Source organism: Bacillus sp. EA-CB0995, from assembly GCF_055814245.1.
In genome coordinates this window covers 2350117-2377050 of the sequence record NZ_CP169269.1, presented here as the reverse complement: position 1 = coordinate 2377050, position 26934 = coordinate 2350117, and the positions used below count along the sequence as shown (strand labels likewise).

The 26934-nt window shown below is 36.6% G+C and carries 24 protein-coding genes and 6 pseudogenes; 7 read left to right on the top strand and 23 right to left on the bottom strand.

Translation table 11 applies throughout. The annotated features are described in order from the left end of the window. Positions 1 to 2: 2 nt before the first annotated feature. The 3 genes and pseudogenes from ACEWFJ_RS12390 to ACEWFJ_RS12380 form a co-directional block, all read right to left on the bottom strand. Positions 3 to 998, bottom strand: coding sequence for an ABC transporter permease (locus ACEWFJ_RS12390; RefSeq protein WP_473688722.1), 996 nt, complete (start codon positions 996 to 998; stop codon positions 3 to 5). After that, positions 995 to 1957: an ABC transporter permease subunit gene (locus ACEWFJ_RS12385; protein WP_473688720.1), complete on the bottom strand. Its 963-nt coding sequence runs from the start codon at positions 1955 to 1957 to the stop codon at positions 995 to 997. The genes ACEWFJ_RS12390 and ACEWFJ_RS12385 overlap by 4 nt, the downstream gene beginning before the upstream one ends. Further along, a pseudogene (locus ACEWFJ_RS12380) lies at positions 1954 to 3446 on the bottom strand (sugar ABC transporter ATP-binding protein). The gene ACEWFJ_RS12385 and the pseudogene ACEWFJ_RS12380 overlap by 4 nt, the downstream one beginning before the upstream one ends. 198 nt (positions 3447 to 3644) lie before the next feature. Here ACEWFJ_RS12380 and ACEWFJ_RS12375 point away from each other — a divergent pair. The 4 genes and pseudogenes from ACEWFJ_RS12375 (at position 3645) to lsrF (ending at position 7315) form a co-directional block, all read left to right on the top strand. Further along, the gene (locus ACEWFJ_RS12375) at positions 3645 to 4577 is read left to right on the top strand and encodes a sugar-binding transcriptional regulator (protein ID WP_473688718.1); all 933 of its coding nucleotides are present in this window, start codon (positions 3645 to 3647) and stop codon (positions 4575 to 4577) included. Beyond that, positions 4577 to 6137, top strand: a pseudogene (gene lsrK / locus ACEWFJ_RS12370) (autoinducer-2 kinase). Before ACEWFJ_RS12375 ends, lsrK begins: the two are co-directional and overlap by 1 nt. 25 nt (positions 6138 to 6162) lie before the next feature. After that, positions 6163 to 6519, top strand: coding sequence for a cupin domain-containing protein (locus ACEWFJ_RS12365; protein WP_473688716.1), 357 nt, complete (start codon positions 6163 to 6165; stop codon positions 6517 to 6519). A gap of 13 nt (positions 6520 to 6532) precedes the next feature. Then, the gene (gene lsrF / locus ACEWFJ_RS12360; RefSeq protein WP_473688714.1) at positions 6533 to 7315 is read left to right on the top strand and encodes a 3-hydroxy-5-phosphonooxypentane-2,4-dione thiolase; all 783 of its coding nucleotides are present in this window, start codon (positions 6533 to 6535) and stop codon (positions 7313 to 7315) included. Positions 7316 to 7437: 122 nt separating this feature from the next. On the opposite strand, the gene ACEWFJ_RS12355 is transcribed toward lsrF, so the two are convergent. Beyond that, positions 7438 to 7635, bottom strand: coding sequence for a DUF4083 family protein (locus tag ACEWFJ_RS12355; RefSeq protein ID WP_429749378.1), 198 nt, complete (start codon positions 7633 to 7635; stop codon positions 7438 to 7440). 386 nt (positions 7636 to 8021) lie between these two features. Here ACEWFJ_RS12355 and ACEWFJ_RS12350 point away from each other — a divergent pair. Beyond that, positions 8022 to 9451 (top strand): annotated as a pseudogene (locus tag ACEWFJ_RS12350) (PQQ-dependent sugar dehydrogenase). Positions 9452 to 9884: 433 nt separating this feature from the next. Here ACEWFJ_RS12350 and ACEWFJ_RS12345 read toward each other — a convergent pair. From ACEWFJ_RS12345 to ACEWFJ_RS12310, 8 genes and pseudogenes are all read right to left on the bottom strand, one after another. Continuing rightward, positions 9885 to 10256: a GntR family transcriptional regulator gene (locus tag ACEWFJ_RS12345; RefSeq protein WP_473688711.1), complete on the bottom strand. Its 372-nt coding sequence runs from the start codon at positions 10254 to 10256 to the stop codon at positions 9885 to 9887. Further along, the gene (locus tag ACEWFJ_RS12340; protein ID WP_473688709.1) at positions 10253 to 10909 is read right to left on the bottom strand and encodes an ABC-2 transporter permease; all 657 of its coding nucleotides are present in this window, start codon (positions 10907 to 10909) and stop codon (positions 10253 to 10255) included. Before ACEWFJ_RS12340 ends, ACEWFJ_RS12345 begins: the two co-directional genes overlap by 4 nt. Then, the gene (locus tag ACEWFJ_RS12335; RefSeq protein WP_473688707.1) at positions 10902 to 11756 is read right to left on the bottom strand and encodes an ABC transporter ATP-binding protein; all 855 of its coding nucleotides are present in this window, start codon (positions 11754 to 11756) and stop codon (positions 10902 to 10904) included. Before ACEWFJ_RS12335 ends, ACEWFJ_RS12340 begins: the two co-directional genes overlap by 8 nt. A 603-nt stretch (positions 11757 to 12359) precedes the next feature. Continuing rightward, a pseudogene (locus tag ACEWFJ_RS12330) lies at positions 12360 to 12554 on the bottom strand (hotdog family protein); the annotation flags it as partial. A 142-nt stretch (positions 12555 to 12696) separates the two neighbouring features. Further along, positions 12697 to 13446, bottom strand: a complete 750-nt coding sequence (locus ACEWFJ_RS12325; RefSeq protein WP_473688705.1) for an ABC transporter permease — start codon at positions 13444 to 13446, stop codon at positions 12697 to 12699. Then, entirely contained in the window at positions 13447 to 14208 is a 762-nt protein-coding gene (locus tag ACEWFJ_RS12320; RefSeq protein WP_473688703.1) for an ABC transporter ATP-binding protein, read from the bottom strand. It lies immediately after the preceding gene. A 171-nt stretch (positions 14209 to 14379) separates the two neighbouring features. After that, positions 14380 to 14721 carry a DUF1048 domain-containing protein gene (locus ACEWFJ_RS12315; RefSeq protein WP_473688701.1) on the bottom strand — a complete coding sequence of 114 codons (342 nt, stop codon included), beginning with the start codon at positions 14719 to 14721 and terminating at the stop codon, positions 14380 to 14382. A gap of 71 nt (positions 14722 to 14792) precedes the next feature. After that, positions 14793 to 15113 (bottom strand): PadR family transcriptional regulator, encoded by a 321-nt coding sequence (locus tag ACEWFJ_RS12310; protein WP_017151750.1) that lies wholly within the window; start codon positions 15111 to 15113, stop codon positions 14793 to 14795. Between the two features lie 492 nt (positions 15114 to 15605). Here ACEWFJ_RS12310 and ACEWFJ_RS12305 point away from each other — a divergent pair, with 492 nt between their 5' ends. Beyond that, entirely contained in the window at positions 15606 to 15917 is a 312-nt protein-coding gene (locus ACEWFJ_RS12305; RefSeq protein WP_473692471.1) for a LysE family translocator, read from the top strand. Between the two features lie 411 nt (positions 15918 to 16328). On the opposite strand, the gene ACEWFJ_RS12300 is transcribed toward ACEWFJ_RS12305, so the two are convergent. From ACEWFJ_RS12300 to ACEWFJ_RS12290, 3 genes and pseudogenes are all read right to left on the bottom strand, one after another. Continuing rightward, complete coding sequence (locus tag ACEWFJ_RS12300) at positions 16329 to 17036, bottom strand: DNA alkylation repair protein (RefSeq protein ID WP_473688699.1); 708 nt, start codon at positions 17034 to 17036, stop codon at positions 16329 to 16331. Between the two features lie 404 nt (positions 17037 to 17440). Then, positions 17441 to 18148, bottom strand: coding sequence for an IS6 family transposase (locus ACEWFJ_RS12295; protein ID WP_473688697.1), 708 nt, complete (start codon positions 18146 to 18148; stop codon positions 17441 to 17443). 157 nt (positions 18149 to 18305) lie between these two features. After that, positions 18306 to 19975, bottom strand: a pseudogene (locus tag ACEWFJ_RS12290) (ribonuclease J). Positions 19976 to 20942: 967 nt separating this feature from the next. Here ACEWFJ_RS12290 and ACEWFJ_RS12285 point away from each other — a divergent pair. Further along, positions 20943 to 21092 carry an IS3 family transposase gene (locus ACEWFJ_RS12285; protein ID WP_473692469.1) on the top strand — a complete coding sequence of 50 codons (150 nt, stop codon included), beginning with the start codon at positions 20943 to 20945 and terminating at the stop codon, positions 21090 to 21092. A gap of 129 nt (positions 21093 to 21221) precedes the next feature. Here ACEWFJ_RS12285 and ACEWFJ_RS12280 read toward each other — a convergent pair whose 3' ends face one another. The 8 genes and pseudogenes from ACEWFJ_RS12280 to ACEWFJ_RS12245 form a co-directional block, all read right to left on the bottom strand. Further along, positions 21222 to 22211 (bottom strand): NAD(P)H-dependent flavin oxidoreductase, encoded by a 990-nt coding sequence (locus ACEWFJ_RS12280; RefSeq protein ID WP_473688695.1) that lies wholly within the window; start codon positions 22209 to 22211, stop codon positions 21222 to 21224. Positions 22212 to 22665: 454 nt separating this feature from the next. Continuing rightward, a complete protein-coding gene (locus ACEWFJ_RS12275; protein ID WP_473688693.1) occupies positions 22666 to 22971 on the bottom strand; it encodes a hypothetical protein in 306 nt (101 codons plus the stop codon). A 189-nt stretch (positions 22972 to 23160) separates the two neighbouring features. After that, a complete protein-coding gene (locus tag ACEWFJ_RS12270; RefSeq protein ID WP_473688691.1) occupies positions 23161 to 23757 on the bottom strand; it encodes a DUF6262 family protein in 597 nt (198 codons plus the stop codon). A 22-nt stretch (positions 23758 to 23779) separates the two neighbouring features. Continuing rightward, positions 23780 to 24732, bottom strand: a pseudogene (locus ACEWFJ_RS12265) (TRM11 family SAM-dependent methyltransferase). 149 nt (positions 24733 to 24881) lie between these two features. After that, entirely contained in the window at positions 24882 to 25238 is a 357-nt protein-coding gene (locus tag ACEWFJ_RS12260; RefSeq protein WP_473688689.1) for a nucleotide excision repair endonuclease, read from the bottom strand. 182 nt (positions 25239 to 25420) lie between these two features. Then, a complete protein-coding gene (locus ACEWFJ_RS12255) occupies positions 25421 to 25690 on the bottom strand; it encodes an AbrB/MazE/SpoVT family DNA-binding domain-containing protein (protein WP_473688687.1) in 270 nt (89 codons plus the stop codon). A gap of 178 nt (positions 25691 to 25868) precedes the next feature. Then, a complete protein-coding gene (locus ACEWFJ_RS12250; RefSeq protein ID WP_473692467.1) occupies positions 25869 to 26108 on the bottom strand; it encodes a DNA-binding protein in 240 nt (79 codons plus the stop codon). Between the two features lie 300 nt (positions 26109 to 26408). After that, positions 26409 to 26903 (bottom strand): GNAT family N-acetyltransferase, encoded by a 495-nt coding sequence (locus ACEWFJ_RS12245; protein ID WP_473688685.1) that lies wholly within the window; start codon positions 26901 to 26903, stop codon positions 26409 to 26411. Positions 26904 to 26934: the final 31 nt, after the last annotated feature.

Below are 26934 nucleotides of genomic sequence, written 5' to 3'. Positions count from 1 at the left end.
TTTCATGTTGTTTCCTCCCTATGTGAAACAATTTTTTTGATAAAGAAATATCTTATCTTGGAATGGCGTACCATAACAGAAAGAATTAAAATAATACCAATTACAACATTAGATTGCTCATTTGTTAATCCTGTCATCTGTAGCCCATATTGCATAATTCCAATAACAATACTTGCAAGAACAGTTCCTACAATACTTCCTTTTCCACCAGTAATAAGAGCACCGCCTAATACAACTGCTGTAATGACTGGTAAAATTGCTTCGTTTCCTAAATCCGCTCGAGCTGAACCAAAGTAAGCCGTTAGAAATATTCCACCTAATCCACCGCCTAGACCAGAAAGCATATATGCTAAAATAACAACTCGCTTCGTTTGAATTCCAGAATATTTAGCTGCTTTTTCATTCATTCCTATTAAAATTACATATCGACCATATTTTGTATAGCGCAGCAGAATAGAGAATAAAACAGTCATGATAAGGAGTAACCAAAATAAATTAGGAACCCCCAAAAATATCCCATTTGCAAACTGAACATATGAATCTGGCAATCCGCTTATCCCTTCATATCCAGTTGCTTTAGAACCACCCGAAATTACAAGAGCGATACCCGAATATAAAAACATTGTTCCTAAAGTTACAACTAGCGGTTCAACAGATGTCATTTGAATAATAACACCGTTCAAAAAACCAGCTAATACGCTTATGATAAGAGCAATCATTACAGCAATAACAATAGATACCCCATTTATCCACAATACACCGATAAGAATAGATGTAAGCCCCATAACTGCCCCAACTGAAACATCGATTCCTCCCGTAATAATGACAAATGTCATCGGTATCGCGGCTATTGTAATAAAAATAAAATCATTAATACTAAACAATAAATTCCCTATATTTAAAAAATCTGCATTTAATAAGCTAAAAGCGGTAAACTCTATACATAACAAAAGGAGGAGTGCTCCCTCCCAGCGAAAGAGCCAGTGATTAGACTTCATATTTCCACCTGCCTCTGTTTCCTCCATTTCTGTACTACACTATCTAGAATAATAATAAGTAATAATAAAAATCCTGAAATTGCGTTGTTCCAAAAGGCTGGGATTTTTAAGTATACTAATGAACTACTAATCACCTCTAAAAACAATGCTCCTAAAGCTGCACCAAAAACTGATCCCGTACCACCTTTTAAACTAATACCACCAAGCACCGCAGCAGCGATTACTTGCAGTTCAATTCCTGTTCCTGTTTGATTCGGTACAAACCCAATATTCATAACAAATAGACATCCAGCAATTGCAGCAGTAATGCCCGAAATCATAAAGGCTAAAATTTGCACAAACGATACCGGAATCCCAATCAGTCTTGCACCTTCTTTATTATCTCCTACCGCATAAAAATATCTTCCGAACGACATCTTTGTTAGGAAAAGATAAGCAGCTATTAATAATAGTCCGATGAACCAAACTGTTATCGGAATCTCTAACCATGTTACGGAAGACAATTTTTTATAGTCATTTGGAATATCTTCGATCCATTTTCCTTCTGTATATATAATCATCAAACCTCGAATAATACCAAGCATCCCTAGCGTCATAATAATTGCTGGAACATGAAACTTTGTTACACCTACGCCATTTACAATTCCAATAAACGCACCGAGCAAAAATGTAAGTATAATTGCACTAAAAGGATTATTTCCACTCGTCAAAAACATTCCACAAAAAGCAGCACATAAACCCATTATCGATCCTACCGAGACATCAATATTTTTAGTGAATAACACGAATGATTGACCAATTGCGAGAACAATTAAAATAAGACTTGATTTTAAAATAATCGAAAAAGAATCCAATTGAAAAAAATCTTTGTTCATTACACTAACAAAGATAATATAAAGAAATAACAGCCCTACAATAGAGGTTTCACGCATTTTCAATATATATGTAACATATTTCATCCATTTGAAACCTCCTCTCCCCCATAAGCAGAACGTGTAATGCAATCCAATGAAATGTCTTCCTGTTCTAAATGTGAAACGATATTACCATTTCGCATTACATACACACGATTTGCTAAATTCATGATTTCTTCTAAATCTGAGGAAATTAACAATACCGCTAAACCATTTTCTCTTAGTTCTTTAATTGTTTCATATATTTCGAATCTCGCTTTTGCATCTATACCACGTGTTGGTTCATCTAAAATAATAAGCTTAGGCTGACAAGCAAGATATTTCCCTAACACTACTTTTTGTTGATTTCCTCCCGATAAAGACTCTATGCTTTGATTTGTATCGTGAACCATAATTCGAAAATTTTTAATATACCCATCCGTTAAAGCGCTTTCTTTTTCTTGATTTAAAAAAATGCACTTAAACGATACAAGAGAACAGAGGTCATATTTTGTTGTACAGAAGCAATTGAAAAAATCCCATGCCTCGCTCGGTCTTCAGGTACATATATAATTCCTGCATCAATTCTCTTTTTTGTTGACCACGTTGTAATTTCATTCCCATCTAATAGAACGTTTCCTTCGGTTGCAGATGTAATACCATATAATACTTCAGCTAATTCCGTTCTTCCCGCTCCCACAACACCAGCAATTCCAACAATCTCTCCTGCTTTTACTTCTAATGAAATATCTCGAAATCTATGACTAAATAAATGATTTACTTGTAATACTTGCTTTAACGACGCTGTCTCGTTATATAAACTCTCTCTCTTTTGAATTTGCTGATAATCTTCTGGTAGTAGTCCCTGTAATAGGATATCGTAAGTAAATTCATTTACATTACCTTGGTTAGAAATTACGCCGTCTCGTAAAATAGCTACTTGATCCGCAATTGCAAAAATCTCTGGAAACCTATGAGTAATATAAATCATGCCAATTCCTTGTTCTTTCAAATTTTTCATCACAACAAATAGACTCTTAATTTCATTTTCTGTTAACGTCGATGTAGGTTCATCTAAAATAAGAATCTCTGCCTCTCTTATTAATCCTCTAACTATTTCTACTAATTGCTGCTGTGCAATAGACAACAATAAAGCACGCTCACCCAGCTTTAGATTCCAGCCAAGTTGCCTCATGAGTACATCTAATTTCGTCCGAAGCTCTCTTTTACTTTGCCTCATGCCTAATAAAATATTTTCTTCAATAGTCATATTAGGAAAAATAAGCGGTTCTTGCGGAACTAAATAAATACCGTTTCGATGAGCCTCAGATGGATTGGAAAATGTAACAGATCTCCCTTTTATTTTGATTTCTCCTTCATCATAAGTGTACAACCCTGTCAATATCTTCATTAACGTTGACTTTCCAGCCCCGTTACCACCTACTAATGCGAAAATATCCCCTTTCTTTACTGTTAAATTGATTCCTTTTAGCACAGGTTGCTGTAAGAATGCTTTTTTTACATTTTTAACTTCCAATAAAGGAACTTGTTCCAAGCTTCTTTCACCTACCTTTAACAGGAAACAATTTTTCAACCGTTAATTTTTTGCTCTACTTGTTTTGTAGCATTGTATATCCTTTTCCTCATATCTAGAACTTATTTTTCTCAAGTAAACCTCCTATTACAGACGGTATAAATAAAAATATACTTACATATGTTTAAACATCGGTCATTTGTTGAAAGGATGAAAAGCATGACACAGCTGAACTTTGAAGAAAATTTGTTAACAAAAGCTGCTTGGTATTATTACAAAGATCACCTTACCCAACAAGAAATCGCCTCATTACTACATATATCCCGGAACAAAGTTGTCCGTTTATTAGAAAAAGCACGGACTGAAGGAATCGTTACATTTCATATTAAAGGCACTGGTTTACATTGTTTAAGTATAGAAAGAGAACTTGTAAAAGCATTTCAACTAATAGATGCTTTCATTATTCCAACGCCAAAAGATAATCTTTCTGATTCACTCGGAAAAGCAGCAGCACAATATTTAGAAACGCATTTGCAAAACGGCGACCTACTTGGTATTGGCTGGGGAGAAACAATCTCAAAAACATTAGAAAATATCAATTTCGATTCATCTATGAATATTTCTATTGTTACGCTAACTGGAGGAGTAAATTATTACCTCCCTAAAAAACAAAATTATCTCAATCAAGTACATGGACACCTTCATATTATCCCTTCGCCATTTTTAGCTTCTACGAACGAAATGGCGAACAGTATACTTTCAGAACCATCTGTGAAAGACATATTACATGTTGCATCATTTGCAAATACTGCAATTGTTGGAATCGGTGGACTATCTCCTGATGCGACAATTTTGAAAGAAGAAAAAATGACTCTTCGTGAAATGACATGCATTCGGAATCAAAATGGTGTTGGCGACATTCTTGGGCAATTCTACAACATTCATGGAGACATTCTAAATTTATCTCATCATAAACGACTCATCGGTACGCCTCTTTCTATACTTCGAAATATGAAACACGTCGTTGGAGTAGCTGGTGGTAAACAAAAAGTTGATGCGATCTACGGGGCATTGAAAGGCAGGTACATTCATACATTGATTATCGATGAAGAAACTGCCCTTTCTTTATTGGAAAAGGAGAGTGGAATATAATGGCTGCTCTATTAGCTTATGATGCCGGAACTGGTAGTATCCGAGCTGTTTTATTTGATTTACAAGGTAATCAACTTGCTGTTAGTCAACGAGAATGGGTTCACATAGAAAACCCACGATACCCAGGTTCAATGGATTTTGACGTAAAGAAAAATTGGAAAATTATTCAAGAATGTACAAAAGATGTACTACAAACAAGTGGTATTCCTCCTTCTTCTATTCAAGGAATTAGTGCAACAAGTATGCGCGAAGGATTTGTTTTATATGACAAAGATGGCACTGAAATTTGGGCGTGTGCAAATGTTGATAACCGTGCTGTTGCTGAAGTTACACAACTTAAACAAATACACCCTCACATTGAACATAATCTATATACGGTATCAGGGCAAACGTTCGCTCTAGGTGCATTACCAAGGTTACGATGGATTGCGAAACACCAACCAGAGATTTATAAGAAAGTACATTCTATTACCATGTTAAATGACTGGATTTTATATAAACTGTGCGGCGTATTACAAGTTGACCCTTCCAATGGATGTACAACGGGAATTTTCAATTTACAAAATAGAAATTGGGCTCCAGAATTAGTGGCCCAATGCAAACTTTCCTCTGTGCTCTCACCACAAATAAATGAAGCCGGAACTCTTATTGGAAACGTAACAAAACAAAGCGCAGCAGAAACTGGATTATTCGAGGGAACGCCTGTTGTTACTGGAGGTGGAGATGCGCAAATGGCTTCTCTCGGTTCTGGAGTTGTCAAAAGCGGGCAAACATTCATTTGCGGAGGAAGTTTTTGGCAACAAGAAGTGAATGTAAACAATCCTGTACCAGATCCAAACGCTCGCATTCGTGTAAATTGTCACGTTCTTCCTACTCTTTGGCAATACGAAACAATTGCCTTTTTCCCGGCCTTGTTATGCGCTGGTTTCGGGACGCTTTCTGTCAAGAAGAAAAACAACGAGCAAAAGAACTAGGTATCGATGCTTACGAATTATTAGAGGAACAAGCAAAGCATGTCCCAGTTGGATCACACGGTATCATTCCGATTTTTTCTAATGTCATGAACTATATTTCTTGGCGCCATACATCTCCCTCTTTTATAAATTTAAGCTTAGATTCTGAACAATGCGGGAAGAAAGAACTGTTTCGATCAATTGAAGAAAATGCTGCTTTTGTAACATATGGAAATTTAAAATTAATTGAAGAATTAACAGGACATTTCCCAAGAGAAGTAGTTTTTGCTGGGGGGCTTCAAAAGGAAAGCTATGGTGTCAAATTGTAGCTGATGTATTAGGTGTTCCTGTAAAAGTACCAGTAGTAAAAGAAGCTGCTGCTTTGGGAACAGCAATAGTTGCAGGAGTTGGTGCTGGTATTTATCATTCAATGGAAACCGTTTCTGAACAATTTGTAAAATGGGAGACAACGTATATACCAAATATCGAAAACCATCAACAGTATCAAGAATTATATCAAAACTGGAAAATTGTATATCAGCAGCAACTACAATTAGCTGATCAAGGATTTACTTCTCATATGTGGATTGCACCTGGCGCTCTGTAAATTGTTACATAAAGGAGTGAAAAGCATGATAAAAGTAAATGAAGAAGATTTTTCTTATCGCTTCGGTGATAATGGACCAAAATATTTACTGAAGGGACCTAATATTGATATAGGTGTTGTCGTCATTAAACCAGGGCAAGATTTTCAAAACCATTATCATACAACTTGTGAAGAAATTTTCTACGCATTAGAAGGTGAAATAGATTTCTATATTAATCATGTAAAAGTTCCTATTAAACAAGGCGATGTCTTACAAGTTCGTCCTCATGAATCCCACTATCTCATCAATCGTTCTTCTCAAAATTTTAAAGCGCTCTTTATTAAATCGCCTCACTTGCAAGAAAAAGATACTGTACAAACAGAAAATCCAAAATGTAATTAAGGAGTGATATCCTATGACTTGGGGATTTCAAAATCGCTTAAATACTATTTTACCTAACGGAAAAGCAGTTATGTTGGCAGTTGATCATGGATACTTTTTGGGACCAATTCACGGATTAGAACAGCCTCATGAAACAGTAAAAAGCTTACTCCCATACACAGACTCCCTCTTTTTAACTCGAGGTGTCCTTAGCTCTTGTATACCGGAAAATTGTAAAACTCCTATGGTCCTTCGTGTGTCAGGTGGGGCCACTGTAGTTGGGAAAGATCTTGCTAATGAAACAATTGTTACTCCAATAAAAGAGGCACTGCGTCATAACGTAGCTGGGGTTGGTGTATCTGTCTTTGTTGGATCTGATTATGAAACTCAAACTGTAACAAATCTTGCCAATATTGTATCCGAAGCACATGATTACGGTTTGCCCGTACTAGGAATTACTGCAGTAGCAAAAGAACTTCAAAAACGAGAAGCACGTTTTTTAGCACTAGCTTCACGTGTATGTGTTGAAATGGGCGCTGATATTATTAAAACGTATTACTGTGAAGGCTTTGAGAAAATCACAAGTACATGTCCTGCCCCAGTCGTTATTGCTGGAGGACCAAAATTAGACACAATAGAAGCAGTGCTAACAATTACATACAACGCACTGCAAGAAGGAGCAATCGGTGTAGATATGGGACGGAATATTTGGCAATCTGAACATCCGGTTGCTATGATTCAATCTATTCATGGCATCGTAAAAAATGGATTGAATGTAAAAGAAGCTCTAGAACTATATAATACTATTATAAATTAAATACTCAGATAGCATTTATGTTCGATATATTTGTGATTATTAAGAACAAGAAACATGGTTTATCCATATTTCTTGTTCTTTTCTAAATTTAAGATTTTCTTTCACTTGTATAATTGAAAATATTAATTTTTTTCTTTCTCCTCTAACATCCCAATAATTTTATCCAATTTCTTTTCAATTTCAACTAAAGAAGCTCTTTGACCAGATTGATTGACGAGTCGAGATCGTATAAACGCTCCAAGTGAAACAAAAAATAATATGATTAAACCGAAAAAGAGAATACTAAAAATGATATTTATGATTGAAAAATGATTTACCATCCTATCTATCCCCCTGTTTCTTCTTTATTTTTAGGATTTGTTAATTTTTATTGTTAATATTCTACTTAAAAGATTGTTAAATTAAGAGGTTATTCCCTTACAAAACTTTAATGTTGAATCTAATTTAATCGAATTAATGTAAATAGTTTTATCTTTTTAATAACACCATTCAATATAAATGCAAAAGCACCATCTACAATTGCGTTGAGTAATATAAACAGTTTGAAATTTCCATATGTCCATCTTAATATCCACATAGAACCTACCAAAAACGGACCAATATTAAAAGGAAATCCCCCTAATTCCCCGGCCCTAATTTGATACTAATAGAACAGTTCTAATCATATTCTTATAAAAGAAAACAATAAGAAGGAGTGTAAAATTAGTTGATAAAAGTTAAGGTTCGTTTACGACCCATTGTAAGTAAGATAAATTTACCCACTGTTTTGAAAACAACTATACTTCCGGGTGACTCAATTGAAAGATTATTTATTGCAACCCAGGTAGGAGAGATCTTTTACATAGGAGACGGAGTTATCAAGACTTTTTAGATATTCGCCCGCGAATCATAAAATTAGGTAATTCTGAACAAGGTGTTTCTGGTAGTGGATATGATGAACGAGGATTGCTAGGGCTAGCGTTTCATCCAGAATTTTATTATAACGGTTTGTTTTATCTTCATTATTCAGTAGCTGGAACACAAGGTCCAGGGGCTCTTTCTGAACATTTTAAGCCTAACCCGTGTGATCCCAGTACTTTAAACCTAAGGTGGACAAATAGAGAAACCCAATATGATCATATTGATACAGTTGAAGAATGGATTTTACAATCAAATGGTCAACCTCAAAAACGACGGACATTACTTAACATAAGAAGACCATTTTTTAATCATAATGGTGTCAATAGCTTAAACTTTTCACCTGAAACCGGAAAACTTGTTTTAACAACTGGTGATGGTGGAGCAGGCTATGATCCATTTAATTTAAGCCAGGACGATATGGAAATAGCCGGTAAAATCATTGAAATTGATGTAGTTAAGAATACATTTATCAATAATCCACTCGTAGTCACACGTTTTAATGAACTTCCCTCACCTATTCAGGAAACGCTTACGGTAATTGCCAAAGGGGTTCGTAATATAACAGGCATTTCATTTCAAAGGTCTTATAATCAGTATATCAAATATGTAGGGATTGTCGGACAGGATTTGGTAGAGTCGATTTTTTCATTCGTATATTATAAACCAATACCGGTTACTCAGCTTATTCAAGCTTCTTTAATGGGATCTAACCCTGATCCAGACGGACTTATTAATTTTGGTTGGCGGGGGTGGGAAGGTGCTTTTCCTACTGCGTTTATAAGTGGATGTTCTGCGAATCCGACTTTGAATGAAAAAACAATTGCTTATTACAATGAAACAGTAAAAACTTCAGTGAGTCGTCTACAACCTTTAACTAGTTATTTTCATAAAGATCCCAGACCCGACAAGTTTGGAGGAACTGCACTTACAGGAGTCCAGCCATATATGGGGAATGGAATCCCCAATTTAACGGGAAGCGTTGTGTTTACAGATCTTGCCCAGAAAGAAGAATCTCGACCTCCGGTTAGAGGGGTTTTAGCTTATACTAGCTTAAGTACAGATTGTAAACTAAATGATTTTAGTGTTATTGAAACCGATTATAATTTTGGGTCTCAATCATCTTATTATGTTAGTTTGGGAACGAATCTGGACCAAACCAGACTATATTTAGGGGTTTACGGCTCTATGAAAGTGACTGATTTTAACCAAGGTACTGTTTTTGAAATTGTTCCGTAATTTATAACTATAAAATTCGACGGCTGGAGTATTTGTCATACATTTACTACATTCATGACGATAAAGACAAAGAAGGAGAAAATTTCAAAATAGAGAGAATTGTAGCTTTGAAATAAAGTTTGTTCAAAAACACCTCGCAAACCCACATTTTATGATAAATAAAAAGAAAACATTTTGAAAAAAGATTGATCAAAATGTTTTCTTCTTCAGCAGACTTTAGTTTGGTTTTTATAAAAAAGTTTAATCATTTTCTACCTGTATTGTTCAACAATCGTGCCCGATTGTTGAACAGATTTAAAAAAATTGAATGGTCCATAGACAAAGCAAAGTTGCCTGACTGATCTAACTCAAAAACCAAAAGCACACCCGTAAAATGATGGGCTTCTTTGGGATTCCTGCGCAAAAAGATCACATTTCGTATCACAACGCTTATTTAAACTGTATAAGCCTTCTTCAAAAGTTCAATAACTTCTTCTATTGTAAGACCAAAGGATTTGTAGTATGAAATGTCGCTAGCCATTTGCTTTATGACCATTTCGTTGCGTATTCGCAGTATCTCATCGGATGAGAGTTCAGCTACAAAGCATCCTTTACCCGTTATTGTATTTATCAAACCGCATCGTTCGAGTTCTTCCCAAGCTTTCTTTACGGTGATGATACTAACACGAAGTTCCTTGGCTGCTTGTCGAATTGGTGTTAAACAATAGCCGCCTTCTAATTCGCCTTTCAAAATTTGGGCGCTGATTTGTTCGAAAAGCTGCTGATAAATTGGCTTTTCAGATGTGTTTGAAATTGCTATGTTCATTGTATCTCCACTTGTAGGAATCGCTTATACGCAATTCGATAAGCAATCATGGTGAATGAAATAAATATCACGATTCCTGCGATCAGGATGAATATTTGAAGCGTCATATTGTCAGCACCGCTACCATTGAAAATGTCAGACACAAAAGAATTTTGGATTCCGAGCCATTGTGCAACTCCGGCAAAAACCATGGCGGCTGTAACAGATGCGAAGGTTGCTTCACCATATTTATACGCTGTCTTGTAATACATAGAAATAAAGAAGATGTTGAAGATCGCGAGCATGACAAAACATAGTCCCCAGAAACCCATGTGCGGTGCGAAGAAATAGTAAATTTGATTCGGATATAAGCGAATATTAAACATTCCAAAGATAATTGCACTAACAATATGCAATAATTCCAGAATGACAATAACGAACACCCTTGCCTTCACCATGTCTTTTCTGATTACAGGCATCATAGTGGTAAATATTAAATCGTTCTGAATTCTATATCCTGCAAACATAATCGGTATCGTTATCCAGCAAAAATACAGAATGACAATAAAATATAACCAACCGGGAACAAGCATTAATGCACCTGTCAAAACAGGTAATACAAAAAACATGGGATTTATACCTAATTTTAAATCCTTCATCACTAAGTTATACATACATATCCTCCTTTCTTGAGAAGTAAATCATGATTTCTTCGAGACTCGGCGTGGTTGCTTTAATATCGGAGGAGGGATCGAAGTCTTTGGAGTGAATCAATCCCGTAAAGCCAAATGAATTTATTTTGTAGGAAATCAACTTTTCTTTCACCTGATTTAGCTGGTTTCCGTTACCATTTAGTAGGCGATATGAGGCAATAAATTCATCTTTCTCAGAACTGTTGATAATTTGACCGTTTTCGATAAAGGTAATAAAATCCGCGCATTTCTCCAAGTCGGATGTAATATGAGTAGAGAAAATAATGCTGATCTCGCCATCTATCACGAGCTCTTGAAAAATATCCAACAGATCATCTCTTGCGGCTGGATCGAGTCCGCTTGTCGGTTCGTCTAGGATGAGAAGCTTCGCCCCATGGGATAAGGCAAGGGCCAAACTGTACTTTACCTTCATCCCCGTCGACAATTCAACGATTTTTTTGTTTTCATCCAATTTAAATCTTCGTAAATAGTTGTAATAGGTTTCATCATCCCAATTCGTGTAGAACTTCTTAATCACATTGGTCAACGTCTTCATTTTGCTTCGAGTATAAAAGTCAATGCCGCTAAATGCGTATCCGATTTCCTGCTTCAATTCAATCTCGTGTTCGGCAATGTTCTTGCCTAAAATACGTACCTCGCCGCTATCAAGATGAATCATGTTCAAGATCGATTTAATGGTGGTTGTTTTTCCTGCGCCATTGGCACCGATAAAGCCCATAATATAACCCTTTTCCAGTTGAAACGATACATCCTTTAACTCGAAATTTTGATATTTCTTATTTAAATTTCTAATGTCTAATGCCAGCATACAGAACCTCCTTATTAATTGTGTATACCGTATATGTACAATATATGCCAGAGTACTTATAAAGTTAACTATCAAATTTTCCAATATGCACCCATTTTTCATACATCACAATAGTAGGTCAAGGATTAATAGATAGAGACTTACTAAAGAATGGTGAACATAAGCAAGCAGTTATGATAAACAAAAACATATATAAAGAGTATATAATCTTTAGGAAAAACGCTCTTAGGGTCATGGTAATCGGAAAACTAGAAGAAATATATGTAGGTGATAAAACATTTAAGAAAGCAGAAATCGGAGATATATTCGAAGTCATTAAGTACAAGGATAAAATTGAAGTTAACCCTAAGTACGACTATAACGAGTAATATGTGTAGAGTGTTGTTTTGGAATAAAGGTTGTTCAAAAATGTTTTGCAGACCCTTATTTAGTGAGAATCAAAAAGAAACCATTTTGAAATACTATGGTCTTTAATATTACATAGTAAATCAAAATGGATTCTTATCCAGCAGGTTTAAGTTTCGGTTTTATAAAAAAATTTGATTATTTTCTGCCTGTGTTACTCCACAATTGCGCCCTTTAGTTGAATAAGTCATATTAAGTTTATAATATCACTCCAGCAAAGTTTCCTCTCAATACTTGTTTCTCATTCTGATTTGTGCATAAGAAAGATGCCATAATGGCCGTTCTATTATTATCTTGTTTTTCAAACTTCTCAATTGTTACTTCGCAAAATATTGTATCTCCCGTAAAAACAGGTCTTAAAAACTCAAAATTCATACTACGAGCCAGTACGTTAACATGAAGATGTTATATCGACGATAGTTACCTTGAGAACATGACAAATAATTAAAGCACGGAAAATTTTTCCGTGCTTTTCCAAACATATATTTTATTTCGGAAGATTTAGTTGCCACGAGACACCGAACCGATGGTGTACTTATCCTAACTGGCGTTTAAATGCTTTATTGGCGAAGAAGTAAGCGATGACCATGATGCCGACACACCAAGCAAGTGCGATCCAGATACCGTTGCCAACAGACCCTTCATACAAGAGGGCACGAATCGCATTCACGATTGAAGTCACGGGCTGGTTCTCAGCGAACGCACGGACAATTTTAGGCATGGTTTCGGTGGGGACGAAGGCCGAACTGATAAACGGCAGGAAAATCAGCGGGTACGAGTAGGCTGTCGCTCCTTCCATAGATCTCGCTGTCAATCCGGGAATGACAGCCAGCCATGTCAGCGCCAGCGTAAACAGCCCGAGTATCCCAGCTACCGCGAGCCAATCCAAGATATCAGCGCTGGAACGGAAGCCCATCAAGAGCGCAACGAGGATAACCACCACGATAGTAAGCGCATTGGAAACAAGCGAGGTCAATACGTGAGCCCACAATACCGATGAGCGCTTGATGGGCATGGTAATGAAACGCGCCATTAGCCCGCTCTTTACATCCGTAAACAGCCGCACGGAAGTGTAAGCGACGCCGGATGCGATAGCCATCAACAAGATTCCCGGCAATAAATAATTGACGTAGTTGTCCGTGCCTGTCTTTATGGCGCCGCCAAATACGTAGACAAACAGCAGCATCATCAAAATCGGCGTAATCGCCACCGTGATAATCGTATCCGGGCTGCGCATGATGTTGCGCATTAAACGCCCTAGTAATACCCCTGTTTTGCTTTTCATTTACATCTCCTCCTTTTTGCCGATGATCGCGAGGAAAATTTCCTCCAATGTCGGCTGCTTCTCGATGTACTCCACTTTCGCTGGCGGGAACATCTCTTTGAGTTCGGTAAGGGTACCGGTCGTGATGATTTTTCCGCCATGCAGGATGGCGATACGGTCCGCCAGTTGTTCGGCTTCCTCCAGGTACTGGGTTGTCAGCAAGATGGTTGTGCCGCCACCGGCAAGCTCCTTGACGGTATCCCAGACTTCAATCCGCGCTTCGGGATCAAGCCCTGTCGTCGGTTCGTCGAGAAAAATGACTGCTGGCGTCCCGATCAAGCTCATGGCGATGTCAAGCCGGCGCTTCATCCCGCCGGAATACTGGTCTGCCCGGCGGTTGGCCGCATCGGTCAGGCTGAATCTTGCAAGCAGATTGTCGGCGACTTGAGCGGGATTGGAAACTCCACGCAACTTGGCGATCATCATCAGGTTTTCCCGCCCGGTGAGCATGCCGTCTAAAGCTGCGAACTGCCCTGTCAGACTGATGCTTTGGCGAACATGATCCGGTTGACGCTGGACGTCAAAGCCGCAAATACCTACTTCGCCGCCATCGGGCTTCATCAGCGTCGAGAGGATGTTGATCGTCGTCGTCTTGCCCGCTCCATTTGAGCCCAGCAGTGCGAAAATTTCGCCACGCCGTACCTCAAAATCCACCCCCTTTAAGACTTCCTTGTCTTTAAAAGATTTTTTTAACCCTTTTACAGAAATCGCTGCATTGCTCATACTTTTTTCCTCCTTATAAAAAGCGCTTTGCGGAGCTAGATTGCCTATACTCTTCTATTTAGTCTGACTGATAATCTGTATTACTTAGTACCGGGTTAAAAATATAACTGAATAGCGATGGCAGCAATTCACATTTGTAACCAGCTAATCAGTCGGTACTATTTATTAAATTTATTCTTTTCTCAATCGCTTCATGATACTCTGATTCAAATCTTCACGATACTTGGCGACATAGGTTTTAGCGTTTGCCACTAGTTCGTCAGCAAAGGACGCCACGTCGTCCCCAGTGATTTCCAGCACTTGTCTACCTTCCGCCGCACCGGCTTCGAACAAATCGATTAATTCATACTGTATGTGTAGCATATCCATCCCGTTGCCCGCTGAGAAATTCCACATGTAGCTTTGAATTTTCTTAAATACAAACTGGTAGTCCTCTGACAGGGCTCCAACCCGTGCCATCATCATTTTGTACTCTTTTTTATCACCAATCATTTTTTTGAACATTTCCATCATGTTATTTTTCCTCCTTTTTTATAAAGCTGAATAAGACACCCCAAAAATATCGGACAGAATATCTTATGAAGCTAGATTGACTTTAAGACGTTTATTTTCGATGATACAAAATCCCATTTTTTCCAAAACAATTCAAGTTCCTGGCGGCCAGCCTCATTAAGTGAGTAAAACTTACGGGGCGGCCCCATATCTGACGGTTTCTTTTCTATATTCACAAGTTTTTTCTTTTCTAATCGCACAAGGATGGTATAGACCGTCCCTTCCACGACTTCGGTAAACCCAAGCTCGTTCAGGTGGCGGGTAATCTCGTAGCCATAGGTTTCATGGCGGCTGATGATTTCCAGCACACAACCTTCCAGCGAACCCTTCAGCATTTCGGTTAAATTTTCCATGTTCAGATCCTCCTTTACCTCCTCTATTCTGTCTGACTTATATTCAGTATTACAGAGTACTAAGGGGAATTTTTACTGAATAGCTTTTGAGAAAATACGCTATTCAGTATTACTTATCACAAGTATATTGTATCACCGAGTAGCTGGAGTGTCAACTGGATTTTCTAAATATTTTTAAAGCCAGCTATCCCCATTAGATACAGCCGATTTTCTTTATGGAGCTTTTACTTCCTCCTATGCTTCTTTCACAATGGCATCACTTCGTACTACTATATAGTATTACAAAGTAGTTAATGTGTGAAATATTTTTTTAAAAGTTATAATTAAACGAACTAAATTGTTAAATATATATAAGGGCAATTAGAACCAAATTAAAAAGCCTATCTAAATGATTATTTGGTGTTGCGCTTAAAATTTATCATGACCTAAATCGTAAAGATTCATAAAGAATAAGGGGTGGTAGATATTAGTCAGGTATAATATCTACCACCCATTTTACTTCTTTTTCCACATATCCAGAAAGTTACCAGTGTTGAAAATCAAAATAATTCTGAAATGAAAAAGTCAGCTTTTAAACAAGGACTCTTCTCAAATGTACTCAATCCCAAGGTTGCAATGTTCTTCTTAACATTTTTACGCCCATTTATAAAAACAAGAGCAGCGGCAACACAACAACTTATTATAATGGGTGTTATTTATACAGTGCTATCTATCACTTGGTTTTTTGTTTACGTCTTTTTCATTAACTATTTGCGTGAATGGCTTATGTTTCCGAAGGTCCAAGTCCAATTAGGTGTAAAATGACAATAAAGTTTTTTAATTTTAAAAGCTCAAACAAGCATAACCCCGTTCTAAATTTAGGACGGGGTTAAAAATATAGTTGTTTAATTTTTGATGTAAGATACTTCACTACACTAAAAAATATAACAATAAAGTCGTTTAAAAATCTAAGTTTTATTCAAAAAATAGCGCCCTTTTCTGGAATAAAGGAATAGATGTATTTATACAAAGATTGAATATTTTACAGGATTTCCGAATCCTAATTTTCCAGCTAATTTCTCTCGAAATCATAACAGCTGGAGTGACCTCCAAGTCAATGGTATTTATAAAGTTATGATCTAAATTCTCCTTCACCCTTCTGCCTGTTGGTTCATTAACTTCAACAAAAAGAGTGTCAATCCTTCTTGGATCAACACCCCAATACTAAGCTAATTTTTAACATCTTACATATTTACGTTTGAAACCAAGCCTCCCTCTATCAATTTCTTTATGAATACTTTCGTAAGCATTTAGGAAACTGCTTTTTTTCTTGTCCCGTTTTACTTCTACTGTACCTACTTCCTTTGCGGTCTCGACTACCTTTTCATGTAGCGGCAAATATGAAATCCCCACGGTGTATAGAAAATTATTCATAGCGGATTTCGTTCGTTCTGGCGAATCATGAATCGTATTTTTCACAATTTCAAGCATATTGGAAATCTTGCTTTCGGAAAATTCATTGTCTAGGCGATTCCCTAAAAGCCAGCAGTAGCAACTCCAGCCCGCTGACATTCTCAGCTCGTCACCGCTTGCAATCCATTTATCAGCAACGTCTTGTGCAAAATCTGACTCTGATAAAGTTACTGCCACCACAAAATCAGACAGCATATAAAAATACGCCCCATCCATCCAACGATCAAAATCCGACTCACTCATAGCTTTTGGATTTGCAATAATGCCTGCAAAGTACATTGCATCGTAGTTACCTGTGGAATAAAGCTCTTCAGCTAAACGTTGATTTATTTTTATTTTCTTTGCGATTGGTTTCATAGCACCTGTAGCTACGCCAAAAAGCGGCTCGTGCGCACCATTGGATATGTACATTTTTTTAGTTCGTTCCTTACCGAGGGCTTCAAGCTCCTGCATAACTGTTTCGAAATCCATAGTTTTGCACTTCCTTCCTTAATATTAAGACCCTTTTAATTGTAACCAACTAGTTTATATTCTTTATCAAGTCTTCCATACTTCTCAATTTTACCATTAATCTTATTCAAGTAGGATGTCTACTGTCTATAATTCCTCAACAATTCGGCCCGATTGTTGAATAGAATGACTCGCATTTTTTAAAACAACTTTATTATTTTTTAAACGACTTTATTGTAAATTAAACAACTTTTTTGTCACTTTACATTAAGATAAGACAGCAGGTCTTATCCTAATTGGATTTGGACTAAAGCTAGCATTAGATAAACAACATTAAACAAATTAAAAAACATTGAGATACCGGTTCTGATGCAAAAAGATAATGAAGAGTAAAAAGAATGATTCATTCCTAACGGAATGACTGTTTATGCGGTAAGACCAAAGAGAATATTGATCAGTTGTATCTGCTTTTGGACAGACTTTTCCCCATGGAAAGTGTGTCCTTTTCTAATCATATGCATAGCTTCTATTCCAGCAAGTGTTTTGGTTGCTGTGTGAAAGGATTGAAATCCTAGCATATATCGGACCCGTTTTTTGATAAATCGATGGTCTTGTTCGACAATGTTATTTAGATATTTCATCTGTCGTAACTTGATTCCTGCTGGTAGGTCTCCTGCTTTTTGTGATTGTTTCACGGCTTTTGGATAGGCTGGGTTTTTATCAACTGTGAGGACACGAGGTTTTGAGGTATGACAAGAAGCTAAGGCCTTTTTGAAGAAACGTTTAGCTGATTTCGCTTTTCTATTTTTACTTAAATAAAAATCAACGGTGTTTCCTCCGGAATCCACAGCACGATACAAGTACATCCATTTTCCTTTCACTTTGATATATGTTTCATCGACACGCCAGGAATCATTTGTTTTCTTCAAATGACGACGAACGCGTTTATCTAACTCCGATCCATATCGATGAACCCAACGCATAATCGTTGTATGAGAAATGGATAAACCACGTTCCTCCATCATTTCTACCAAATCTCGATAACTTAAACTGTACCGGAGGTACCATCTCACTGCTAATAGAATAATCTCCGGCTCATAATGCTTCCATTTAAAATCCACTGTTTTTTTCATCGTCGTACACGTCCTTTATTTATAAATATTTTCAGTGTACACAATGACAGTATTTTTTGCACCAGAACCAATACAAAAGAAAGAGCACAATTCTTATTAGAGAATTGCGCCCAATTGTTGAAGATCAATTAATTCATTTTTTTAAAACTTCCCCCTATTAAATTTCAATAAGTATAGGAACAATCATTGGCTTTTTCTTAGTATGTGTATATACATATTGTCGTATTGATTTTTTTATTTGTTTTTTCATTACATTCCATTGGTTTCTATTTGCTTCTTGTAGCTCGTTAACAGTTTTTGTAGTAAGTCGATTAACGTCTCTTCGGAGTTCCGAGAAATCTCTATCCACAAATCCACGAGAAATGGTATCGGGTTCAGAAATCAGTTTTCCTTCCGCTTTGCTCATAGCTAAAACAATCATGAGCATCCCATCCTCTGAAAGTTGTTTGCGGTCTCGTAACACAAATTCCCCAATATTATCGACATCCCCCCCGTCTACGTAGGTATTCCCAACCGGTATTTTCCGGGTCTGACGGGCAATGGTATGTTCAATATCGACGACATCGCCATTATTGATGATAAACGTGTTTCCTTGCTCTACTCCAACGGATTCACCTAACAAACGGTGATGGTGTAGCATTCTAAATTCACCGTGAATGGGAATAAAATATTTTGGTTTCATTAATGTAAGCATTAGTTTTAAATCTTCTTGATAACCATGGCCAGAAACATGCATTCCGGATGTACTTCCTGATCCATAAATCACTTTGGCTCCAAGTGCAAATAAGTTGTCGACGATACTCGTGACATTTCGTTCATTCCCGGGTATTGGACCTGCTGCAAAGATAACCGTATCTTCAGGTAAAATGTCGACACCGCGAAAGTTTCCAGTGGACAGGCGAGCAAGAGCAGCCAATGGTTCTCCTTGACTCCCCGTGCATAAAATAGCCACCCTTTCAGGAGCCATTTCATTGATTTCATGTGGGTCAATTAACATTCCATCTGGAACTGTTAAATAACCACGTTCCATAGCAACCGCTACGACCTTAACCATACTTCGTCCAAGCAACGCAAGTTTTCGATTTGTTTTTGCGCTGCATTCACGACTTGCTGAACGCGACTAATATTTGAAGCAAAGGTAGAAAGAATAACTTTGCGTTTGGCTTTCATGAAAGTTGCTTCCACATGTTCACCTACCATTTGTTCCGATGGGGTCAAACCAGGACGTTCTGCATTGGTACTCTCAGACAATAGAAGCAAGACCCCTTCTTTGCCGATTTCAGCCATTTTATGAATATCCGAACTCTCATTATTCGCAGGGGTTAAATCGAACTTGAAGTCCCCCGTATGTACAATATTACCCTCTGGTGTATGAAAGACCATTCCCAAGCAATCAGGAATACTATGGGTCACTTTGAAAAAGCTTACACTCATTTCTCCGATTGTCAAGTTTGAGTTTGAGTTGATTTCAACAAGTTCGCTTTCTCTTAGAAGTTTATGTTCTTTTAATTTGATTTCAATTAATCCTAGTGTGAAGCGTGTGGCATAAACGGGTACATTCAATTTTTTTAAGAAGAACGGGATCCCCCCGATATGATCTTCATGTCCATGTGTGACAATTAAAGCCCTGACTTTATCTTTATTTTCTACTAAGTAAGCTATATCAGGGATAATCAAATCAATTCCTAATAAACTTTCATCTGGAAACTTATTGCCACAGTCGATAATCACGATATCGTTTGAATATTCGATTGCATACATATTTTTCCCGATTTCATTCAAGCCGCCTAAGGCGAAGATAGATAATGCATTCTCTATTGTACTCAAATTTATATCCTCCCACTTTAAATATAATCTTAGTATGCCCTTTGGGTTTCCCTTTATCAGTGGGTTGAATGCTCGAGCTTCCTATAAAAAGGGAACTCTAGACTTGTTTTTTGTTCCATTAAAAAAATGTTTTAGACTATAGAAAAAAGTATTAGACAGTTAAAAGAAAGTATAAGACTGAAGAGGAGTGATTTTATCGTTAATTTGATAAAAATCAGTTCTTAGTCTAATACTTTCTTTTATTTTTTTAGACAACAGTTCATGTTATCGTAGCTAGTCTATAACAATTATTGTGAAATTTTACGTCCCTAGGTTGATAAAAAGCTGATGTAACAATAACATGAGTCTAAAACATTTTTTAATCAAACACAATCTGTTGCTTTTAAATAAAGTTACGGTGTTTATAAAAAAGACGCGATGTTTTGAATAAAGTCGCGACGTTTATAAAAAAGTTGCGATGTTTTGCCCCTTTGGATCTGTTTATCTAAAGGGGCGTTTTTATAGTGAAAAGAAGATCTGAACTGAAAGGCGGATTAAGGAACTGTTGAGTAGCAATAAAGTTACTCCACTAAAGGGCGCTTTAATGGAAGAAGGATCATAGAAATGATCAAACTTTTTTATAAAAGAAAGGTTTAATTGATTATATTAAGAGCGTGTTTTGATCAACCTTTTTTCAGAAACACGCCCTTTTTTATCCTTTATCAAGGTTATTAGGGGTAGAGGTAGCATCTAACGATTTTACCGCCATCTGTCCAATAAATGGAAATTACATTCGGGATATCAGGGTTATTTCCCATTGATTCGAATCAGAAGTGTTCAATAACATAAAATATCAGTTAATAACTGAACGTTGATTTTATTATGAGTTATTTGACACTTAAATTGCCATTAAAAGCTGATAATATCATATGATTGAGTGTGTTCAGAAAGTTATTGTCTTCTGAACACGTGGCGGCAAAATTAGAGTATACTACCTCTACCCCTTAATGACTATCAAACAAAGGGAGAACTAATTCAAGCAATTGAAACATACATCTATCATTATAACTACAAACGATTCCAAAAACGACTCAATCATCGAGCTCCGATCGAATATCGAATTTCGATGGCTGCATAGTCTTTTTTTACAGTTGTCTACTTGACGCGGATAAGTCCAAAAAGTCTGTCCAAAAGCAGATACAACTGATTAATATTCTCTTTGGTCTTACCGCATAAACAGTCATTCCGTTAGGAATGACTCATTCTTTTACTCTTCATTATCTTCTTGCACCAGAACCTTATATTCTGTCATGATATTATTGATAATTGTTTTGACTGGTAGTATTTCCTTAATTTCATGCACTCTTGCTCCAGCAAAAACAAGACCATTCTCACAATCACCATCCATTGATGTTATCAAAGAATCTAGCGTACAAAAACGATAAGAACAATTTTTTAGGCAATTAATGCACTTCTTTATTTTTATCTTTTTATCATCAGCTATCAGTTCAGTGAAGTTATTCTTAATTGCACGACCTTGAAGACCTACAGTTGTTTTCAGCAGCATAGTATCTTTCGTTCGAGCATGTACATATTTTTCTTTAAATGATAAGGGTGCGTCACACTCATCACTTGCAACAAATCTCGTCCCCATTTGTACTCCAGAGGCCCCCATACTTAAGGCACGAGCAAGATCTTTTCCAGTCATAATTCCTCCAGCAGCAATTACGGGAATTTTAACCGCTGCAACTACTTCAGGTAATATATCGAATAAAGGTCTTTCGGTTCCGAGGTGTCCTCCGGCTTCATGACCTTCTACAACAACTGCAGATGCACCCAGGCGTTCAGATAATTTAGCAAGCTTCGCTGAAGAAACAATTGAAATAACTGGTATACCGGCCTTTTTGCCCCAAGTATACATATCTCTTGAAATCCCAGCACCTGATATGATGAAATCAACTTTTTCTTCAATGGCCGCTTTCATTTTTTCAGCAAAATCATTCATCGCGAAAAGAACGTTTACTCCAATATAGCCGGCATTCTGTACCTTTTCCTTCGCCGTCCTTATATGTAGTCTCATTTCGTCGATGGAAATTCCAGTTCCTGATATAATTCCAATTCCTCCAGCATTTGCAACAGCAGATGCAAGGTTGCTTAATGAAATACCTACGCCCATACCTCCCTGCATAATTGGAACCTTTGGCATCATATGACCGATTTTTAACTGTGGAAAGTTCAAGTAAATCCCCCATTTCATTACTGTTTTTAGAATGGACCGTTAAAACTCCCTTAGTGTAACATAGCGTTTCGAATGGACGCCAGGAAATTAATACCTACTCCTAGTAGTTTGTGGTGTTTTTTTGTTGTTTTTCACAAAATGTTCGAATAATATTCTATAAATCTTGGACTTTAAAATTATGACCTAGTTTTACACGTTATCTTAACTAAGAAAATTAAAAAACGAATTTAAAAGGGCCCTTACGTTGAATACATGTACTCAACGTAAGGGCGGATTATGTAAAATGACAATAAAGTTATTTAATTTTAAAACCTAAAACACGTATAACCCCGTTCTGATTTTAAGACGGGGTTAAAATAAAGTTGTTTAATTTTTGATGTGAAATACTTCACTGCACTTAAAAATACAACAATAAAGTCGTTTAAATCTAAGTGTTATTACACAATCGCGCCCGTTTCTGGAAGATAGCCATTTATGAATAATTATTTCCTTTCTTGCTATAAATTTCATAAGCAAAAAATCCAAATAGATAGCCTATTCCAGCTCCTAAACTAATTGTAAATACTAGAGAAATCGAGAAAAATATGCCGAAAATTACACCGATAGCACAACCAAAAAGCATTCCCATTGGTATTAAACTATCTAATAAATCTTGAGTTCCTTTTGATTTTTTCTTACCTAGGTTGCCTTGGTTATATTTATGTTTAAGCCTTTCAATTACATATACTACAATTCCTCCCATTATTACAACAGGCGCGATCGCCATGACTAACCCCATGTTAGAATCTCCTTTCACTTTTTAATCAAATTATACCAGCTACTTAAAATTTCATTCCATTAAATGGCCCTTTAACGGAATAACATGACTGGCGTTTTTAAACATTTTTATTGTAAATGTAACGATTTTATTGTTACTCAGCAGATTATCCTTCATAAATCTTACCTCGCAGGTGCATCAGTTCTTTTTTTACCTTTTATTTTCATCTTCCAATTGTTTGATACGTTTGTTTTTAGCGGCAAGCAATATGTCTTTATTCATATCTGTTATTTCATGTTTAACTTGTTTAGGAGAAGGTAATTTCTTTTGCTGCTCACGAAGTTTATCTATACGCTCACGAATATCTAGATGATTATATAGATACGATTTTGACACTCCAGCTGTTATTGAAACACTGTTAAAGTTAATTTTTTCTTTATTTTTTATTAACATTTGAATTGCTTGATCGACTTTACTTAAGGTTAACTCACTTTTGAGTTTGGCGTAATTTTTAATACCTTCGGTATTTTTATAGTTATTTGTGTTCATGTTCACTGAAGTCCTCCCGGCTATAAATAATGAAGATAGTGACTCTTCTCCTCCGGATACACCGCTTCCGACCTTGCCGCCTCGGCCTTTTGTGCTAATATCCTCCATTTTGCCGCGATGTCCTTTTTTGCGCGCCTTTATATATAAGTAATAGCGCATTTCACCGTGCTTATTTGTGTCCATATCCCACTCTACCTTACCCTCAAAGGGAAATTGTACCATTAAAAATGAAAAGTAAACAAAAAAAGACCAATGCACCCATTGGTCTTCCCTTACTTCCCTATTCACAAACAAGAATTTGCCGAGAAAAGTTTCCTTTTCTTGTTACGCAGCGGTCTGTAATTTCAAATCCAATTTCTTCGATCATGTGATCCATTGTTTCGCTTGTTACAACTACTACTTTTTTGCAATACGGCGCGCATGTTTTAAAATCGAGAATTGATCTTCTGGTGTTGCGCACGTAAATAGATTGTACGGCATATCGATAATTGCTACATCGTAGTTTGTCTGAATGTCTTCGATAGGTCCTACCGTTACATCTCCTTCAAAACCAAAATGCGCGATGTTTTCTCTTGATCCGATTACGACAAGCGGGTTAATATCACGGCCAACGATGTCAATGCCCATAGAGAGTGCTTCTACCACTACCGTTCCAATACCACAGCATGGATCGATCGCTTTGACTCCATCAGGATTTGGCACAGCGATATTCGCAACAGCTCTCGCTACACGTGTGCTTAGTGACGTAGAATAGCTGCGTGGTTTTTTCACGTGATGGAACCAAACAGCCTCGCTTTCCATATATGTTCCGAAGTACCAACGTCCGCCAATGATTACAATGCCAAATACACGCTCTGGATGATGCACATCGGCTTCACCTTCAATATGCATGCCGATATCTCGCTCAATAAGGCGGCGTTCTCCGTATTCTACTTTTTTCGATTTATCAAGATCATTAATTTTAACGAAGATGACTTTGAACGTGGATCCAGACAAATCAATCTGTTCGACCTGCTTCAAAATATCTGGCAGTTCATCTCCTTCATACATTACGTCAATCCGTTCTTTAATAAACGGGCTTCGGCTCGGATCAATTTTGATTGTGCTTTTCAATATATTAGAGTGCGATTCCGTTCCAAAAAGTGAGCGCATCTCCATATAACATAAAGAACGTTCCTCTTCGCGAAATGCATACGTATATATATACGCCGGTGTTTGGCTATGATTATCCAATCTATTCCCATCCTTTATCGTATCAAATTGTTCTTTCTCTCAAATGATATCCGTATCATTGTGCAACGTAACGTTGCAAGCGGTAAAAAAGGACTAATAAGCCGAGGCAAAGTTGTCTCATTTTATTAGTCCTTTTTATGAGCTTTTACTTATTTAAAGAACACTTTGTCTACATTATATTTCGACTTTTGTTTATTAGCGATATATATTTCATAAATTTCTCTTTCCATCGCGTTTTCTACAAGACAAACATCAATTTTGATTACTTCATCTCTATGGTCTTTGATTACTGATACAGTATCTTCAAAATGTTTTTTTATTCTTGGTCTTAACTTTCTTGCCTTACCAACAAACATTAGTTCATTCTTGTTGTTATAAAACATAAAGATTCCACCTTTATCTCTAGGAATTAGGTGAAAATCAGTAAACCCATACATATTACTTAATTCCGGATCTTTCTGTTTCGTAATTGTAATATCGGGTCTAGACGCTTTAATTGCAATCACGATTGCTCACGTCCTCTTTCTATATAAAGTAAAATGATATCACAGGCTTCAAGTAAAATCTATTGTAGCTTCCCTCTTCATTGTTGGCAGGACCCCTTATTAATCATTACAGTATGTGAAATTATTATATTAATAATAAAAAAGCTCCCTGTATGGCGGAGCCTTTAATTTCTCTATTTAACTTAGTATTGTTGCAACTCTTTAACCAGGTACTCTGCACCTTCTGGACTTATTGTAATCTTTCCATTTGCTAATGACATATTACGTTCTGAAACCTGACCAGTTATCACACAAGCCCCACCAGCTTGATACTTCTGTAAAACAATTTTTTCTCCATCTACAAAGATCTCTAATGGTGATTTTTCTTTAATACCGAGCGTATCCCTCAGTTCTTTTGGGATAACTACACGCCCCAATTCATCTACTTTTCTAGTGATTCCCGTTGACTTCATTCAGCCTCTTTCCTCTTTTCATTATCTTATTTACCCTATGTTTTTCTTTTTATTGTAACAAACTTTCTCCAAATATAAAAAGCATTATGATCCAAAACCAGACAATCATCCTGAGTGTATTTTTGAATCCTCCCCACAATGAAATAGTTTCTTCTTTCATTCTTAACATCCTTTCTCCTTATTCTTTTGGTTCTCCAAACCATTCATACATTGCTTGACGACTAATAATCCATTCCTTACGCTTTCCTTCAGGATGCAAAAAGTACTTAACTAAGCCTTCTTGTAACATGCGTTCTAGATCCTTCACTTGCTTCTCATTCATTACAGACGGGCTGTATTTATTCTTCAATGTCTCACGAGGAATCCTCCAATAAAAAGATACTTCAGCTGGTGTTGTTGGTGTGAAATAAAGTTTGATCAAAAATCCCAGGTAACCCTACATTCTACTACAAACAAAAAGAATCCATTTTGAAAAAAGATTGATCAAAATGGATTCCACTTTTGAGATTAATTATTGGGGTACCGCCACATCGCCATCAAGTTAAGAAATTCATTGTTCCCCAAAACGAAAAAAATGAACTGAATTCTCATTGACAACTGTGGTGAGATAATTTTTTTTGTTTTGGGGGTACTTCAAAAGCTTAGCTTGATGGACATGGGGTTATTCCACAATCTGGCCCGATTATTGAACAAAGAAATACTCTATATTGTCTTTGAGTTAGGAAACAATGTATTTATAAAATTTTTTGTCCACTTGCATGATAGGAAAATTGGTAGGTAACTTGTTAAGTTCTATATTTTCGAAACGATGTTTTTCATAAAACCTATGGGCTGCTACAAATTGCAATGTCGTTCCTAAATATATTTCTTTCACTTCTTTTGTTTTTGCCCATGCAATTGCATTATGTAATAAAAGACTGGCCGTTTGAAATGTCTTTCCTCTAAAGTCCTTTTTTACAAACATTTTTCTTAATGCTACTTGATGATTGCCAATATCTAAAAGAGCGATAGTACCTACAACTTTTCTTTGATAAAGTGCGATCCAAAAGTTACCGCTTCCGGATTGGTAAACACTTTCTATACTAACTAAATCAGGTTGGTCCTCTTTTGAAATAGGAATATTATATTCATCTTGTTGGATGGAGAGAATTAAATCTAAAATTTGAGATTGATAATCAGAAGAATATTCTTTCAAGGTAAGGTTATCGTTCATATATAACACCGTCCAATATAGTTGTTGATTT